Source organism: Paraburkholderia nodosa, from assembly GCF_001718195.1.
Taxonomy (GTDB): Bacteria; Pseudomonadota; Gammaproteobacteria; order Burkholderiales; family Burkholderiaceae; genus Paraburkholderia; species Paraburkholderia nodosa_A.
The window spans coordinates 528,987-543,776 of record NZ_MCNV01000003.1 but is presented as its reverse complement, the minus strand read 5'-3'; the positions used below and the strand labels follow the sequence as shown (position 1 = coordinate 543,776).

Annotated in this window: 11 protein-coding genes; 8 read left to right on the top strand and 3 right to left on the bottom strand. The window is 65.9% G+C overall.

Annotated features, from left to right (window positions below; translation table 11 throughout):
* The first annotated feature begins 38 nt into the window (after positions 1-38).
* From BFD71_RS08765 to BFD71_RS08750, 4 genes are all read left to right on the top strand, one after another.
* Positions 39-1,544: a DegQ family serine endoprotease gene (locus BFD71_RS08765; protein WP_069262842.1), complete on the top strand. Its 1,506-nt coding sequence runs from the start codon at positions 39-41 to the stop codon at positions 1,542-1,544.
* Between the two features lie 200 nt (positions 1,545-1,744).
* Entirely contained in the window at positions 1,745-2,251 is a 507-nt protein-coding gene (locus tag BFD71_RS08760) for a carboxypeptidase-like regulatory domain-containing protein (protein WP_256094552.1), read from the top strand.
* 320 nt (positions 2,252-2,571) lie between these two features.
* Entirely contained in the window at positions 2,572-2,937 is a 366-nt protein-coding gene (locus BFD71_RS08755; protein ID WP_069262841.1) for a DUF427 domain-containing protein, read from the top strand.
* Between the two features lie 33 nt (positions 2,938-2,970).
* The gene (locus BFD71_RS08750; RefSeq protein WP_069262840.1) at positions 2,971-3,720 is read left to right on the top strand and encodes a CoxG family protein; all 750 of its coding nucleotides are present in this window, start codon (positions 2,971-2,973) and stop codon (positions 3,718-3,720) included.
* Between the two features lie 71 nt (positions 3,721-3,791).
* Here the strand turns inward: BFD71_RS08750 and BFD71_RS08745 are convergent, their stop codons facing one another.
* Positions 3,792-4,778 carry a helix-turn-helix domain-containing protein gene (locus tag BFD71_RS08745; RefSeq protein WP_069262839.1) on the bottom strand — a complete coding sequence of 329 codons (987 nt, stop codon included), beginning with the start codon at positions 4,776-4,778 and terminating at the stop codon, positions 3,792-3,794.
* A 145-nt stretch (positions 4,779-4,923) separates the two neighbouring features.
* Here BFD71_RS08745 and BFD71_RS08740 point away from each other — a divergent pair, with 145 nt between their 5' ends.
* Entirely contained in the window at positions 4,924-5,559 is a 636-nt protein-coding gene (locus BFD71_RS08740) for a cysteine hydrolase family protein (RefSeq protein ID WP_069262838.1), read from the top strand.
* A 68-nt stretch (positions 5,560-5,627) separates the two neighbouring features.
* On the opposite strand, the gene BFD71_RS08735 is transcribed toward BFD71_RS08740, so the two are convergent.
* Positions 5,628-6,281: a TetR family transcriptional regulator gene (locus BFD71_RS08735; RefSeq protein ID WP_069262837.1), complete on the bottom strand. Its 654-nt coding sequence runs from the start codon at positions 6,279-6,281 to the stop codon at positions 5,628-5,630.
* Positions 6,282-6,716: 435 nt separating this feature from the next.
* On the opposite strand from BFD71_RS08735, the gene BFD71_RS08730 reads away from it, so the two are divergent.
* The 3 genes from BFD71_RS08730 to BFD71_RS08720 are packed head-to-tail and all read left to right on the top strand — an operon-like array spanning position 6,717 to position 12,816.
* Positions 6,717-7,979: an efflux RND transporter periplasmic adaptor subunit gene (locus tag BFD71_RS08730; protein WP_069262836.1), complete on the top strand. Its 1,263-nt coding sequence runs from the start codon at positions 6,717-6,719 to the stop codon at positions 7,977-7,979.
* 15 nt (positions 7,980-7,994) lie between these two features.
* Positions 7,995-11,267 carry an efflux RND transporter permease subunit gene (locus BFD71_RS08725; protein WP_069262835.1) on the top strand — a complete coding sequence of 1,091 codons (3,273 nt, stop codon included), beginning with the start codon at positions 7,995-7,997 and terminating at the stop codon, positions 11,265-11,267.
* Between the two features lies 1 nt (position 11,268).
* Positions 11,269-12,816, top strand: coding sequence for an efflux transporter outer membrane subunit (locus tag BFD71_RS08720; protein WP_069262834.1), 1,548 nt, complete (start codon positions 11,269-11,271; stop codon positions 12,814-12,816).
* Positions 12,817-13,044: 228 nt separating this feature from the next.
* Here the strand turns inward: BFD71_RS08720 and BFD71_RS08715 are convergent, their stop codons facing one another.
* A complete protein-coding gene (locus BFD71_RS08715) occupies positions 13,045-14,499 on the bottom strand; it encodes a nucleobase:cation symporter-2 family protein (protein ID WP_069262833.1) in 1,455 nt (484 codons plus the stop codon).
* Positions 14,500-14,790 lie beyond the last annotated feature (291 nt).

Sequence of the window (14,790 nt, the reverse complement as noted above, 5' to 3'; positions counted from 1 at the left end):
GGTACGTCGTGATGAGTACCCCGCGCAAGGAGTCCGCAATGAATACAAAAGTGCTTTCCCGCAGTGCCGTGGCAGCCGCCGTGGTCGTCGCATTGTCGGCGGGCTACGTAGCAGGGCACCGTGATCTGCCTGCTCCGCAGGTCATTTCTCAGGCCCAGGCCGCGGCGATGATGCCCGCCGAAGCCGCAGCCAAGACTGGCATTCCCGACTTCTCTGGTCTCGTGGAAACCTACGGGCCCGCGGTGGTCAACATCAGCGCCAAGCACGTCGTGAAGCAGACGGCGCTGCGCAGCGGCGGCAGCGGCTCGCAGCAACTGCCGATCGATCCGAGCGATCCGTTCTACCAGTTCTTCAAGCACTTCTATGGTGGCGCGCCCGGCATGGGCGGCGGCGACAATGGTCCGCAGGCCGACCAGCCGAGCGCGAGCCTCGGCTCGGGCTTCATCGTCAGCCCGGACGGCTACATTCTCACGAACGCGCACGTCGTGGACGGCGCCAACGTCGTGACGGTGAAGCTCACCGACAAGCGCGAATACAAGGCGAAGGTCGTGGGCGCGGACAAGCAGTCGGACGTCGCTGTGCTCAAGATCGACGCGAAGGACCTGCCGACCGTGAAGATCGGCGACCCGCGTCAAAGCAAGGTCGGTCAGTGGGTGGTGGCGATCGGCTCGCCGTACGGTTTCGACAACACGGTGACCTCGGGCATCATCAGCGCGAAGTCGCGCTCGCTGCCGGACGAAAACTACACGCCGTTCATCCAGACCGACGTGCCGGTCAACCCCGGCAATTCGGGCGGCCCGCTGTTTAATCTGCAGGGCGAAGTCATCGGCATCAACTCGATGATCTATTCGCAGACGGGCGGCTTCCAGGGCCTTTCGTTCGCAATCCCGATCAATGAGGCGATCAAGGTCAAGGACGAACTCGTCAAGACCGGCCACGTGAGCCGCGGACGTCTCGGCGTCGCGGTGCAGTCGATGAACCAGACGCTCGCCAACTCGTTCGGCATGGACAAGCCGCGCGGCGCGCTGGTGAGCTCGGTGGACGCGAGCGGTCCGGCCGCGAAGGCGGGTTTGAAGCCCGGCGACGTGATCCTGTCCGTGAACGGCCAGGCCGTGGATGATTCGTCCGCTTTGCCGTCGCTCATCGCGGGCATGAAGCCGGGCACGAAGGCCGATGTTCAGGTGTGGCGTGACAAGAGCACGAAGGACCTCACCGCAACCATCGGCGCGCTGGGCGACGCCAAGGTGGCTTCGAACGACGCTCCGCAGGCGCAGATGCAGGGTCGCCTCGGCGTCGCGGTGCGCCCGCTCACGCCGCAAGAGAAGAGCAACGGCTCGCTCGATCACGGTCTGCTCGTCGAGCAGTCGGGTGGCGCGGCCGAAAATGCGGGTGTCCAGCCCGGCGACGTGATTCTCGCCGTGAATGGCCGCCCGGTGACGAGCGCCGATCAGCTCAAGCAAATGGTTTCCAAGGCTGGCAACAGCATTGCGCTCCTGATCCAGCGAGACGACGCACAGATTTTCGTGCCCGTCGATCTCGGCTGATCCCTGCTGTCGCGAATCCGGCTCCGTGCGCCGGATTCGCGGCGAGAGCAGGTTTCATTACGTTGTACTTGCGCTGCCCCCGTTGGCCTTTGGCCTCGGCGGCGGCGATTTTTTTTGGGGCGCACAAAACCTTTTACTCGAACCACTCGGGCACGCGTCTTGCGCGAGCATTACATCGGACAAACTGAAAGGAGCGATCGATGAAGCGTTTCCGCAACTCGCGCCCCATCCATACGACCGCTTACGCGACGATTCTCGCGGCCACGCTTGCTCTCGGCTACGCGGGCGGCGCGGCGGCGCAGCAGGCCGATGCCTCGGGCACCGTCGGCGGCACGACCACCGACAATACGAGCGCCGGCAACACGAATGGCGGCGGCATGCCGCAAGTCCAGCAGCAGGGCGACGTGTCGTTCGTTTCTGGCGGCGTGGGTCTGGACGAATCCAGGGCGCTGCTCGGCGCGGAACACCAGTGGCCGCTTGCGTTGCGCTTTACCCAGCGCAGCGGTGAGTACGTCGCGGACGTGCACGTGCAGATCACCGACTCGCACGGCGCGAGCGTGCTCGATACCACTTCGCGCGGGCCCTATATGCTCGTGAGGGTGCGTCCTGGCCGCTACAGCGTGCATGTGAGCCATGCGGGCGTCGACAAGACGAGCGCCGTGACGGTGGGCTCGAACGGCAGCGCGCGGGCGGCGTTCATCTGGTAAGCCGCGTGGCCGGGCCGGTCGTGTTGGGGCGCTCCCGCACGCGTGCCGCGCATAAGATTCACGCAGCCAGGACGAGTTTGGCCGATAATGAAGCCGATGGGAGGCTGCGATCGCTCAGGCGTTTCGCGAGCGGGTTGGCGCGTTGCCGTCGGTCGCCGTCGATTGCGTGACCGGTACGGCGGCAGGCGACTGGCGAGCGGCCATCCCGTGGGATTGCACGGCACGCGCCTGCCTGGCGGCGTGCCACGCGAACCGGTGCGGCCTGCCGCCCGGTGAGCGCAGGGCGCCGCAGGCGCCGCCAACCAACAGGGGAACCGAACATGGCGGTCGAACCGGATGCGGACCATCGCATCGAACTCGTTGCGAACCGTCACCGCGTGCGCGTGATTCATGGCGGCATCACCATTGCCGATACGCTGCACGCCGTCACCCTTTGCGAAACCGGCTACCCCGACGTCTTCTACTTCCCGCGCGCAGACGTGAACATGGCACGACTCGAACGCTCCGGACAGACCTCGCATTGCCCGTTCAAGGGCGAGGCGACGTATTTCCATTTGCGTACCGAAGACGGGCGCGTCGACGACGCGGCCTGGAGCTACGAAGCGCCGCTCGATGACGCAAGCGGCATCAAGGGGTATCTGGCTTTCTACGCAACTCGCGTGGACCGGATCGACCAGACCTCCTGAAATGGCCCGGTAGCTTGCATAGGGGGAGCCGCCATGGAACTGAACGACGCGTTGAGAATTCCGCTCGAACCGGCCGCCGTCTGGGCGGCGCTGCAGGACGTCGCGCTCGTGCGCGCGAGCATGGAGCATTGCGAGTCGTTCAGGCGGCTCGGCCCCGGCGAATACGCGATCACCCTCACGGTGCCGCTCGGGCCGCTGCGCGCACGCTATGAAGTGCGCGCCCACATTGCCAATGACACGGCGCAGGTGCCCCTCACGCCCCGGCGCGTGCTGAGCTTTCGCGCCCGCGCGGACGGCATCGGCTCGCTGCGCGGCCAGATCGACGTCGCGCTGCGCCCCGAAGAGCGCGCCACGGCGCGGGAGCCGGGTACGGGCAAGGATGTGAGCACGCGGATCGACTACTCGGTGTGGGCCACGCTCACGGGCCCGCTTTCCGAGCTGCCGCCGCGCCAGATCGAGAACGCGCTGCACGAACTGGCCGACGACTTCTTCACGGAGTTCTGCGCCGTGGTTGCGGTCAAGCACGGCCAGGCGCCGAACCGCGTGGCCGGCGAGCAGCCGCGCCGGCAGCATGTGTTCCTGCGGCCCATCAACCTCGCCGGTCTCGCCCGGCGTGCGCATATCCTGCCACAGCACCACGCGGGCGGAACGCTCTCGGGCCGCGCCGCAAGCACGCTGAATCACGAGCCGCCGCAGCACGCCATGCCCTATTGGGCGTGGGCTGCGATGATCTTTTTCGTGGCGTTGCTGCTTTATGCTGCGCGCTGGTTCACCGGGACCTGAATTCGGCGCTGCCCGGCGCGCGCAAGGTGCGCCGAGCGTCGCACCGCTCATCGAACCGCTCATCGAACCGCTTACACCCCCCTAAACTCCCGCCGCCACGCCGACGGCGAAATCCTGAACGCCTCCACGAAATGCTGACGCAGCGACGCGGCCGAGCCAAAGCCCGCGCGCTGGGCGATCGCGTCGATCGGCTGATCGGTGCTTTCGAGCAACTGCTGCGCGCGGGCGAGGCGCTCGCCGAGCAGCCACGCGCTCACCGTCGTTCCCGTCGTCGAACGAAACTGGCGCGTGAAGGTGCGCCGGCTCATCAGGGCGCGCTGCGCGAGCGAGTCGAGCGTGTGGGGCGCGTCGAGGTGGGCGCGAATCCAGTCGAGCAGACCCGGCAGCCGCTCGCCGCGCCCGGGCGCCGCAAGCGGCTGTTGTACGTACTGGGCCTGGTTGCCCTGGCGATGCGGCGGCACGACGAGCCGCCGCGCCACGTAGTTCGCGGCGCCCGAGCCGCACAGCCGCCGCATGAGATGCAGGCAGCAATCGAGTCCCGCCGCGGTGCCCGCCGAGGTCAGCAGGTCGCCGTCGTCGATGTAGAGCACGCCGGGATCGAAGCGTACGGCCGGAAAGCGCTGCGCGAAGTCGTCCGCCGCGGCCCAGTGCGTGGTGCCCGGGCGGCCGTCGAGCAGGCCCGCATGCGCGAGCACGTAGGCGCCGAGGCAGAGCCCGACGAGGATCGCGCCGCTCGCGTGCGCGTCACGCAGCGCGTCGCAAAGCGCGGCGGGCGGCGCCTCGTGGGTGTCGCGCCAGCTCGGCACGACGATCACGTCCGCGCCGCGCAGCCCCTCGAGGCCCTGCGGCGCGCCGATCGTGAAGCCTGCCGTGGTGGTGAGCGTGCCGGGCTCCGCCGCGCAGACTGCGAGTTCGAACGGCGGCACGCCGCCTTCGCTGCGGTCTTCGCCGAACACGACGCAAGGCACCGAGAGATGGAACGGACTGATGCGGTCGAAGGCGATCACGGCGACGCGCAAGGGGGCCGGTGACGGAGCCTGACGAATAGCGGTGGCCATGACGAGTCCCGAAGAGGAATGGCCCGATTCTAGCGAAAGTTGTCGTCCGGGCCACTGTCGCGTGGGCGCTCGCGGCGCCACAATCCCGCCATCGACTTCGCGTCTTCGGACCGGTCGGTTCCTTTCAACCCCTGGAGGCATGGCCATGTCCGCGAATCCGCGCCGGGCGCTCGTCGTCATCGACGTGCAGAACGAATATGTCAGCGGCGATCTGCCGATCGAATATCCCCCCATCGAGACGTCGCTTGCCAATATCGGCCGCGCGATCGACGCTGCGCGCGCGGCCGGCGTGCCGGTCGTGGTGGTGCAGAACTTCGCCCCGGCGGACTCGCCGCTCTTTGCGCGCGGCAGCGTGGGCGCCGAACTGCATCCGGTCGTGGCCTCGCGCGAGCGGGACCACTACGTCGAAAAAGCGCTGCCGAGCGCCTTCGCGGGCACCGATCTCAAGGCCTGGCTGACCGATCGCGGCATCGACACGCTCACGGTAGTGGGCTACATGACGCATAACTGCGACGCCTCGACGGTGTTCGAGGCGACCCACGCGGGTCTTGCCGTGGAGTTTCTCGCCGATGCGACCGGTTCGGTGCCGTATGCAAACGAGGCGGGAACGGCGAGCGCCGAGGAGATCCACCGCGTATTCAGCGCGGTGATGCATACGCGTTTCGCTGCGGTCGTGAACACGGATGCCTGGCTTGCCGCCGTCGAACAAGGCGTGCCGCTCGCGCGCGACAACATCTACGCGTCGAATCAACGGGCCCGGGCGACCCGCGTGCCGGCCTGAGCGCTCAAGAAAAAGGCGGCCCCGTCAGTGGGCCGCCTGGTTCGATCCGGGAACTGCGCGCGTAGGCGTCAGGCTTGCGACGCGCTCGCGCCGATGCGCAGCGACGGGCTGAAGCGCAGCGCGTCGAGCATCGCGTCGACGTGCAGTTCGGCGTTGCTCGCCACGTCGAACGCGTCCGGCAGGATCGCCATATCGCGCAGCGCGCCGCCGATGAACGAATGGAGCACGCGCGAAGCGCGCTTGGCGTCGAGGTCGGCGGGCAGCTGGCCCTTCGACATCGCATTGCGCAAACCCTGTTCGATGCTCGCCAGGCCCTCGCGCATATCGGTCTGATGGCGCGCCATCACCGGGCCCATCTCCTCGACGAACTCACACTTCAGGAACAGGATCTCGAACACGCGGCGGCGGCGCACGTCGGTCGCCGTATTGCGCAGACACAGAATGCAGAGATCGCGCATGCGCCCGAGCGGGTCGGGCTCGCCGGGATCCGTCGATGCCACCTTCAGCTCGTCGAGCGGCAGCACCACGCGGTCGAACATGGCCGTGAACAGGTCGCCCTTGTTCTCGAAATGCCAGTAAATCGCGCCGCGCGTCACGCCCGCGGTCTGGGCGATGTCGGCCAGCGAAGTGCGCGACACGCCCTTCTCGTAAAAGACGTGTTCGGCGGCGTCGAGGATCCGGTTGCGCGTCTCCAGCGCTTCCTCTTTCGTGCGGCGGGCCATTTTGTAAAGTCGGTGCGTTGCAGCAGGTTGGGGGTGAATGAACGTATTTGGGGTGCGAACCGTAATGTATTGATTTGTAATATGGAGGTGATGCGCGGATCGCTCCTGAAGCACCCCTCAACGGTTAAGTAACGTCCTTTTACATTCGTTCGCGAATGTATCTATAATAGCACCCCACCACCTGGGTGCCTCAAATGGTGATGTCCGGTTAATATCCGTCCTTGGCCAAGTGGTCGTAGAAACCCCAATGCGCGACGCCTCTCGCGGCGGCGCGCGGCAGTATCGCCCGGACGGATGTGCAGACCGGAACGCGCCTTCTAGAAGAAGTACCGGGTTTATCCGTCAGGTATTTGCCAGATGCTGGCGTGCGTGGTCGTCCTCCTCGTTGCAGGACGCCGCACGCTTTTATTGTCAGTTATAGACAGAGGTCGCTCCATGCGCGTCGAACGGGTTCCATTCCGCCTAATCAGTGTCGCGACGGCTGCCATCGTGCTCGCAGCCTGCGGGCAAAAGCAGTCGGCGCCGCCGCCGCAAACCCCCGAAGTGGGTATCGTCACCGTCCAGCCGTCCGCCGTGCCGGTCGTCTCCGAGCTTCCCGGCCGCACCAGTGCCTATCTCGTCGCGCAAGTGCGCGCACGGGTGGACGGCATCGTGCTGCGCCGCGAATTCACCGAAGGCGCGCTCGTCAAGGCCGGTCAGCGGCTCTACAAGATCGATCCGGCGCCGTACATCGCTGCGCTGAACAATGCCAAGGCCACGCTCGCCAAGGCGCAGGCCAACCTCGTCACGCAGAACGCGCTGGTCGCGCGCTACAAGGTGCTGGTGCAGGCCAACGCGGTGAGCAAGCAGGACTACGACAACGCCATTTCCGCCCAGGGCCAGGCTGCAGCCGACGTCGCCGCCGGCAAGGCCGCCGTCGACACGGCACAGATCAACCTCGGCTACACCGACGTCACTTCGCCGGTCTCGGGCCAGGTCGGCATCTCGCAGGTCACGCCGGGCGCCTACGTGCAGGCGAGCGCGGCCACGTTGATGTCGACGGTGCAGCAGCTCGATCCGATGTACGTGGACGTCACGCAGTCCAGCCTCGAAGGCCTGAAGCTGCGCCGCGAGATCCAGGAAGGACGCCTGAAGACCAACGGCCCGAACGCCGCCAAGGTCTCGCTCGTCCTCGAAGACGGCCGCACCTATTCGGAAAAGGGCAAGCTCCAGTTCTCCGACGTCACCGTCGACCAGACCACGGGCTCGGTCACGGTTCGCGCGATTTTCCCGAACGCCGACCGCGTGCTGCTGCCGGGCATGTTCGTGCGCGCGCGCATCGAAGAAGGCATCAACAACAACGCGTTCCTCGTGCCGCAGGTCGGCGTGCAGCATGACCAGAAGGGGCAGGCCTCGGTGTACGTCGTCAACCAGGACAACAAGGTCGTGCCGACGCCGATCACCACGGCGGGCACGCAGGGTCAGGACTGGGTCGTTCAGAGCGGTCTGAACGCCGGCGACCGCGTGATCGTTCAGGGCACCGACAAGGTCAAGCCGGGTGCGCAGGTCAAGCCGGTTCCCGCGCAGCTGCCGCCGCCGCCGCCGCAGGGCGCGCCTTCGGCCGACATGGCAACGGCTTCGGGCTACGCGAACGCCGCCAGCGCCGCATCGGGGCCGAAGGCTGCCTCGGCTGCACCTGCCGCCTCCGCAGCGCAATAACGGGGAGCCTGCTTCATGGCAAAGTTCTTTATTGATCGCCCAATTTTTGCATGGGTGATCGCCATCATCCTGATGCTGGCGGGTGTGGCATCGGTGTTCACGCTGCCGGTCGCGCAGTATCCGACCATCGCGCCGCCTTCCATCCAGATCAGCGCGAACTATCCGGGCGCGTCGGCCAAGACGGTGGAAAACACGGTCACGCAGGTGATCGAGCAGCAGATGAGCGGTCTCGACCACCTGCTGTACATCTCGTCGACTTCCGATGACTCGGGTACGGCCACGATCACGCTGACTTTCGCGGCGGGCACCAACCCGGACATCGCGCAGGTGCAGGTGCAGAACAAGCTGCAGCTCGCCACGCCGATCCTGCCGCAGGTGGTGCAGCAGCTTGGCATCAGCGTCACGAAATCGAGCAGCAGCTTCCTGCTGGTGCTCGCGTTCGTGTCCGAAGACGGCAGCATGACCAAGTACGACCTCGCGAACTACGTGGCGTCGAACGTGAAAGACCCGATCAGCCGTATCGACGGCGTGGGTACGGTCACGCTGTTCGGCTCGCAGTACGCGATGCGTGTCTGGCTCGATCCAAACAAGCTCACGAACTTCCAGCTAACACCAACCGACGTCACAGCGGCAATCACCGCGCAGAACGTGCAGATCGCGGGCGGTCAGCTGGGCGGCACGCCGGCAGTGGCGGGGCAGGCGTTCCAGGCGACCATCACCGAATCGACGCTGCTGCAGACGCCCGAGCAGTTCGGCAACATCCTGCTGAAGGTGAACCAGGACGGCTCGCAGGTGCGCTTGAAGGACGTGGCGCGTATTGGTCTGGGTGGCGAAAACTACAACTTCGACACGAAGTACAACGGTGCGCCGACGGCCGGTCTGGGCATTCAGCTCGCGACGGGCGCCAACGCGCTGCAGACCGCGAAGCTCGTGCGCCAGAAGATCGACGACCTCTCGAGGTACTTCCCGCACGGTCTCGTCGTGAAGTACCCGTATGACACGACGCCGTTCGTGCGCCTGTCGATCGAGGAAGTGATCAAGACGCTGCTGGAAGGCATCGTGCTGGTGTTCCTCGTGATGTACCTGTTCCTGCAGAATCTGCGCGCGACGTTGATTCCGACGATCGCGGTGCCGGTGGTGCTGCTGGGCACGTTCGCGATCATGGCGGCGGTGGGCTTCTCGATCAACACGCTGTCGATGTTCGGTCTCGTGCTCGCCATCGGCCTGCTGGTGGACGACGCGATCGTGGTCGTGGAGAACGTCGAGCGGGTGATGGTGGAAGAGGGGTTAGGGCCGAAGGAGGCCACCCGCAAGGCGATGGGCCAGATTACCGGCGCACTCGTTGGCGTGGCGCTCGTGCTTTCCGCGGTGTTCGTGCCGGTGGCGTTCTCGGGCGGCTCGGTCGGCGCCATCTACCGGCAGTTCTCGCTCACGATCGTGGCGGCGATGGTGCTGTCCGTGCTCGTCGCGCTGATTCTCACGCCGGCGTTGTGCGCGACCATCCTCAAGCCGATTCCGAAGGGTCATCACGAAGAGAAGAAGGGCTTCTTCGGCTGGTTCAACCGTACGTTCGAGACGAGCCGGGACAAGTATCACTCCGGCGTGCACCACGTGATCAAGCGCTCGGGCCGCTGGCTCATCATCTATCTCGCGGTGATCGTCGCGGTTGGCCTGCTGTTCGTGCGCCTGCCGAAGTCGTTCCTGCCCGATGAAGACCAGGGCACGATGTTCGTGATCGTGCAGACGCCCGTGGGCTCGACCCAGGAAACGACGGCACGCACGCTCGCCAACATCCAGAACTGGCTGCTCAAGGACGAAGGTAGCATCGTCGAGTCGGTGTTCACGGTGAACGGCTTCAGCTTCGCGGGCCGTGGCCAGAACTCGGGTCTCGTGTTCGTACGGATGAAGGACTACAAGCAGCGTCAGAACGCGGACCAGAAGGTCCAGGCGCTGGTGCGGCGTATGTTCATGCACTATGCGGGCTACAAGGACGCGATGGTGTTCCCGGTGAATCCGCCTTCGATTCCTGAACTCGGCACCGCGTCGGGCTTCGACTTCGAATTGCAGGACCGCGGAGGTCTCGGTCACGAGAAGCTGATGGAAGCGCGCAACATGCTGCTCGGCATGGCTGCGAAGGATCCGACGCTCGCACTCGTGCGCCCGAACGGCCTGAACGACACGCCGCAGTTCACCGTGGACATCGACCGCGAAAAGGCCGAGGCGCTCGGTGTGACGGCGGCCGCGGTCGACCAGACCTTCTCGATCGCGTGGGCGTCGGCGTACGTGAACAACTTCCTCGACACGGACGGCCGTATCAAGAAGGTGTACGTGATGGCCGATGCACCGTTCCGCATGACGCCCGAGGACATGAACCTCTGGTACGTGCGCAACAGCGCGGGCGGAATGGCGCCGTTCGGCTCGGTGGCGAAAGGCCGCTGGACCTTCGGTTCGCCGAAGCTCGAACGCTACAACGGCATTTCCGCTCTGGAAATCCAGGGTCAGGCGGGGCAGGGCAAGTCGACCGGCCAGGCCATGACGGCCATGGAGCAGATCGCGGCGAAGCTGCCCGCGGGTATCGGCTACGAATGGACGGGCCTGTCGTATCAGGAGCGCCAGTCGGGCTCGCAGGCGCCGATCCTGTACGGCATCTCGATCCTCGTCGTGTTCCTGTGTCTCGCGGCGCTGTATGAAAGCTGGTCGATTCCGTTCGCGGTCATCATGGTGGTGCCGCTCGGCGTGCTCGGTGCGCTGCTGGCGGTGACCTTGCGCGGCCTCGAGAACGACGTGTTCTTCCAGGTGGGTCTGTTGACCACCGTGGGTCTCTCGGCGAAGAACGCGATTCTGATCGTGGAGTTCGCGCGCGACCTGCAGGCCGAGGGAAAGATGGGACCGATCGAGGCGGCGCTCGAAGCTTCGCGACTGCGTCTGCGGCCGATTCTCATGACGTCGATGGCGTTCATTCTCGGCGTGCTGCCGCTCGCGATCAGTAACGGCGCGGGTTCGGCTTCGCAGCACGCGATCGGCACGGGCGTGATCGGCGGGATGATCACGGCCACGTTCCTCGCGATCTTCATGATCCCGATGTTCTTCGTGGTGATTCGCGCGAAGTTCGCCGGCGAGAAGGAGGACGCGGACGTCGCGCTCCAGCACTACGAAGAGCACCACGCGCACGACCACGACCAGGACAATGGCGCGAATGGTGGTGGCGCTCAGGGTGGCAATGACCGTGGTGGCGAAGGTGGCAACGGCGGCAGCAACGGCGACGGCCCGGGCAAGGAAGGACATTGAGATGCATAAACTATCCGTAATTGCAGCGGCCGCTGCGCTCCTCGCGGGTTGCACGATGGAGCCGTGGTACCACCGGCCTGAAGCGCCGGTGTCGCAGAGCTTCCCGCAAGGCGGCGTGTACGCGACGCAGCCGGTTGCCGGGGGCGCGAATGGCCAGAACGGCCAGGCCGCCCCGAGCGCCAATGGCGCCGCGGCTACCGACATCGGCTGGCGCGAGTTCTTCGTCGATCCGCGTCTGCAGCAGCTCGTCGACATCGCGCTGAAGAACAACCGCGATCTGCGCGTGTCGGTGCTCAACGTCGAGGCGGCGCGCGCGCAGTATCAGATCACGCGCGCCGAGCTGTTCCCGGCGATCAACGGCGTGGCCACGGACACGCGCACGCGCACACCGAGGGATCTGCTGACCACACCGAACAGTCCGAACCCGTACAGCGTCTACAACGTGGGCGTGCAGGCGTCGTGGGAGCTGGACTTCTGGGGGCGCATCCGCAGCCTGAAGGACCAGGCGTTGGCGCAGTACCTCTCGACGGCGTATGCACGCAAGGCAGCGGAAATCACGCTGGTTTCGGAAGTCGCGGACCAGTACCTGACCATGCTCTCCGACGACGACCTGCTCAAGGTCACGCAGGAAACGCTCAAGACGGCGCAGGACTCGTACAACATCGCGAAGGCGCAGTTCGATACGGGCACCGGCACCGAGCTCGATTTGCGCCAGGCGCAAACGGTGGTCGAGAACGCGCAGGCCAACATGCAGGCGCAACTGCGGGCACGCGCGCAGGCCGAAAACGCGCTCGTGCTGCTGATCGGCGAGCCGCTGCCGGCGGATCTGCCGCAAGGCCTGCCGCTCGACGGCCAGCCGCTGGTCAACGACATTCCGGCAGGCCTGCCTTCGGATCTGCTCACGCGTCGTCCGGACATCATGCAGGCTGAGCAAACGCTGCTTGCGGCAAACGCCAATATCGGCGCGGCGCGTGCGGCGTTCTTCCCGAAGATCTCGCTCACGGCGGCGTTCGGCACCGAAAGCCTGTCGCTCGGCGGCCTCTTCAAGGCGGGCACGGCGGCATGGAGTTTCGTGCCGCAGATCACGCTGCCGATCTTCGAAGGCGGCTCGAACATCGCGAACCTGCAACTCGCGAATGTCGAGAAGCGCATCGAGATCGCCAACTACGAGAAGTCGATCCAGTCGGCGTTCCGCGAAGTGGCCGACGGCCTGGCTGCACGAGGCACCTACGACGAGCAGATCGCCGCGCTCGAGCGCAGCACCTTTGCGAACCAGCGCTCGCTCACGCTTTCGGAACTGCGCTACAAAAACGGCGTGGACAGCTATCTGCCGGTGCTGGCCGCGCAGACCAGCCTCTACACGGCGCAGCAGTCGCTCGTCACGGCGCGCCTTGCGCGCCTGACGAACCTCGTCGATCTGTATCGCGCGTTGGGCGGCGGCTGGATCGCGCATGCAGGCGAGACGCCGCGCGAGCCCGATGCGCCAGCCGATTACGGCGCGGCCAGCGCGCCGGCGGCGGCTTCGGCGGCTACGGCGACGGCGGGATAACGCTCTACGGTTTCGGAATCGGAAGCCAGAACGCCACGGGAGACCGTGGCGTTTTTTTTCGCGTGTGAGCGTGCGCAGCGCGGTTAAAAAAAGCGCCATGGTTTCCCATGGCGCCGAACCAGCAAAAGACCCCGCCCGCCTGTGTATGGATGGGCACCTGCGAGCGGGGCACCTCTCGCGTCAACTCAATACATTCAAACCCGGTTCGATCAGTGCAGTGGGATCGACTCAGTGCGCGGCCGAGCGCGGCATTTCGTGGCCCGTATCCGGCGTCGGCGCGGCATCGGGGCGGCCTTCGAAATCGTGCCCGGCGCGGCGGATGGCGCGCTCGGCGGCTTTCTCGCTCTTCGCACCGTTGAAGATCAGGTTCAGCACCACCGCCGAAACCGAAGCGAGCAGGATGCCGCTATGGAGCAGCGGCGAAAGCGCGGGCGGCAGCTTGGCGAAGAAGTGCGGCGACACCACCGGCACGAGGCCGAAACCCACGCTCACGGCCACGATGAACAGGTTGTGCTGGTTCTTCACGAAGTCCACGCGAGAGAGCACCTTGATGCCGTTCGCCGCCACCATGCCGAACATCACGATGCCTGCGCCGCCCAGCACGAAGGCGGGCACGGAGGCGACCATCTGCGCCATCTTCGGAAAGAGGCCGAGCAGCACGAGAATCACGCCGCCCATCGCGCACACATAGCGGCTCTTCACGCCCGTCACGCCGATCAAGCCCACGTTCTGCGAGAACGACGTATGCGGGAACGAGTTGAAGATGCCGCCGATCATCGTGCCGAGACCGTCGACGCGCAGGCCGCGCACGAGCGTGGCCTGATCGACGGGGCGCTCGACCATGTCGCCTACCGCGAGGAACATGCCCGTCGATTCGATGAAGGTGACGAACATCACGATCACCATCGTCGCGATCGGCAGGATGTGGAACTTCGGCATGCCGAAGTGGAACGGCATGACGATGCCGACCCACGGCGCGCTGGCCATGCCTTCGAGGTTCACGCGACCGAGCGCAAGCGCGATGGCGAAGCCCGCGACGATGCCGAGCAGCACCGAGATATTGGCGATGAAGCCGCGCCCGAACTTGTTGATGAGCAGGATCAGCATCAGCACGAGCAGCGAGAGGCCGAGGTAGATCGGGTTGCCGTAGTCGGGGTTGCCCACGCCGCCCGCGGCCCAGTTGATGCCCACTTCCATGAGCGAGAGGCCGATCACTGCGATCACGGTGCCCACCACAACAGGCGGGAAGAAGCGCAGCAGCTTGCCGATCATCGGCGCGATCACGATGCCGATCGCACCCGCCGCGATGGTCGAGCCGAAGATGTCGAGCAGGCCGAGCGACGGATTGGTGCCGATGGCGATCATCGGACCCACCGAGGCGAACGTGCAGCCCATGATCACGGGCAGGCGGATGCCGAAGATCCACAGGCCGAGCGTCTGGATCAGCGTGGCGATGCCGCAGGCGAACAGGTCGGCGCTGATGAGGAAGGCGACCTGGTCCTTCGGCAGCCCGATCGCGCCGCCGACGATGAGCGGCACGGCCACCGCGCCTGCGTACATCACGAGCACGTGCTGGATGCCGAGTGTCAGCAGCTGGCTAAACGGCAGGCGCTCGTCGCAGGGGTGGACCTGCTTCTGGCCAGACCGCTGGGCGGCCTGGTCCTCAATGCCCTTGGCTTGCATGTCGTCTGTCTCCGTCTCTTGGTTTAAGGGTATGGCCTCCAAGGTATGCGGTAAGAAAATATGCAACAAGACCACTGGAGACTATTCCGTGCTTTCCGGCGACGATATGCGCCCGTCGGGATGGGCCGGCGACATAAGGGTGAGATCGGCGCGCGTGGCGGCATCATGGCGGCGTCGCGAGGCGCCGGTTCGGACCGCGCGTGCGGCGGCTCAAGGCGGGGAGCCCCCTGTTTGCGGCGATTGGGCGGCTCCGCGCTGTGGGTGCCGCGGCGCGGCGTGGCGGTACGGCGC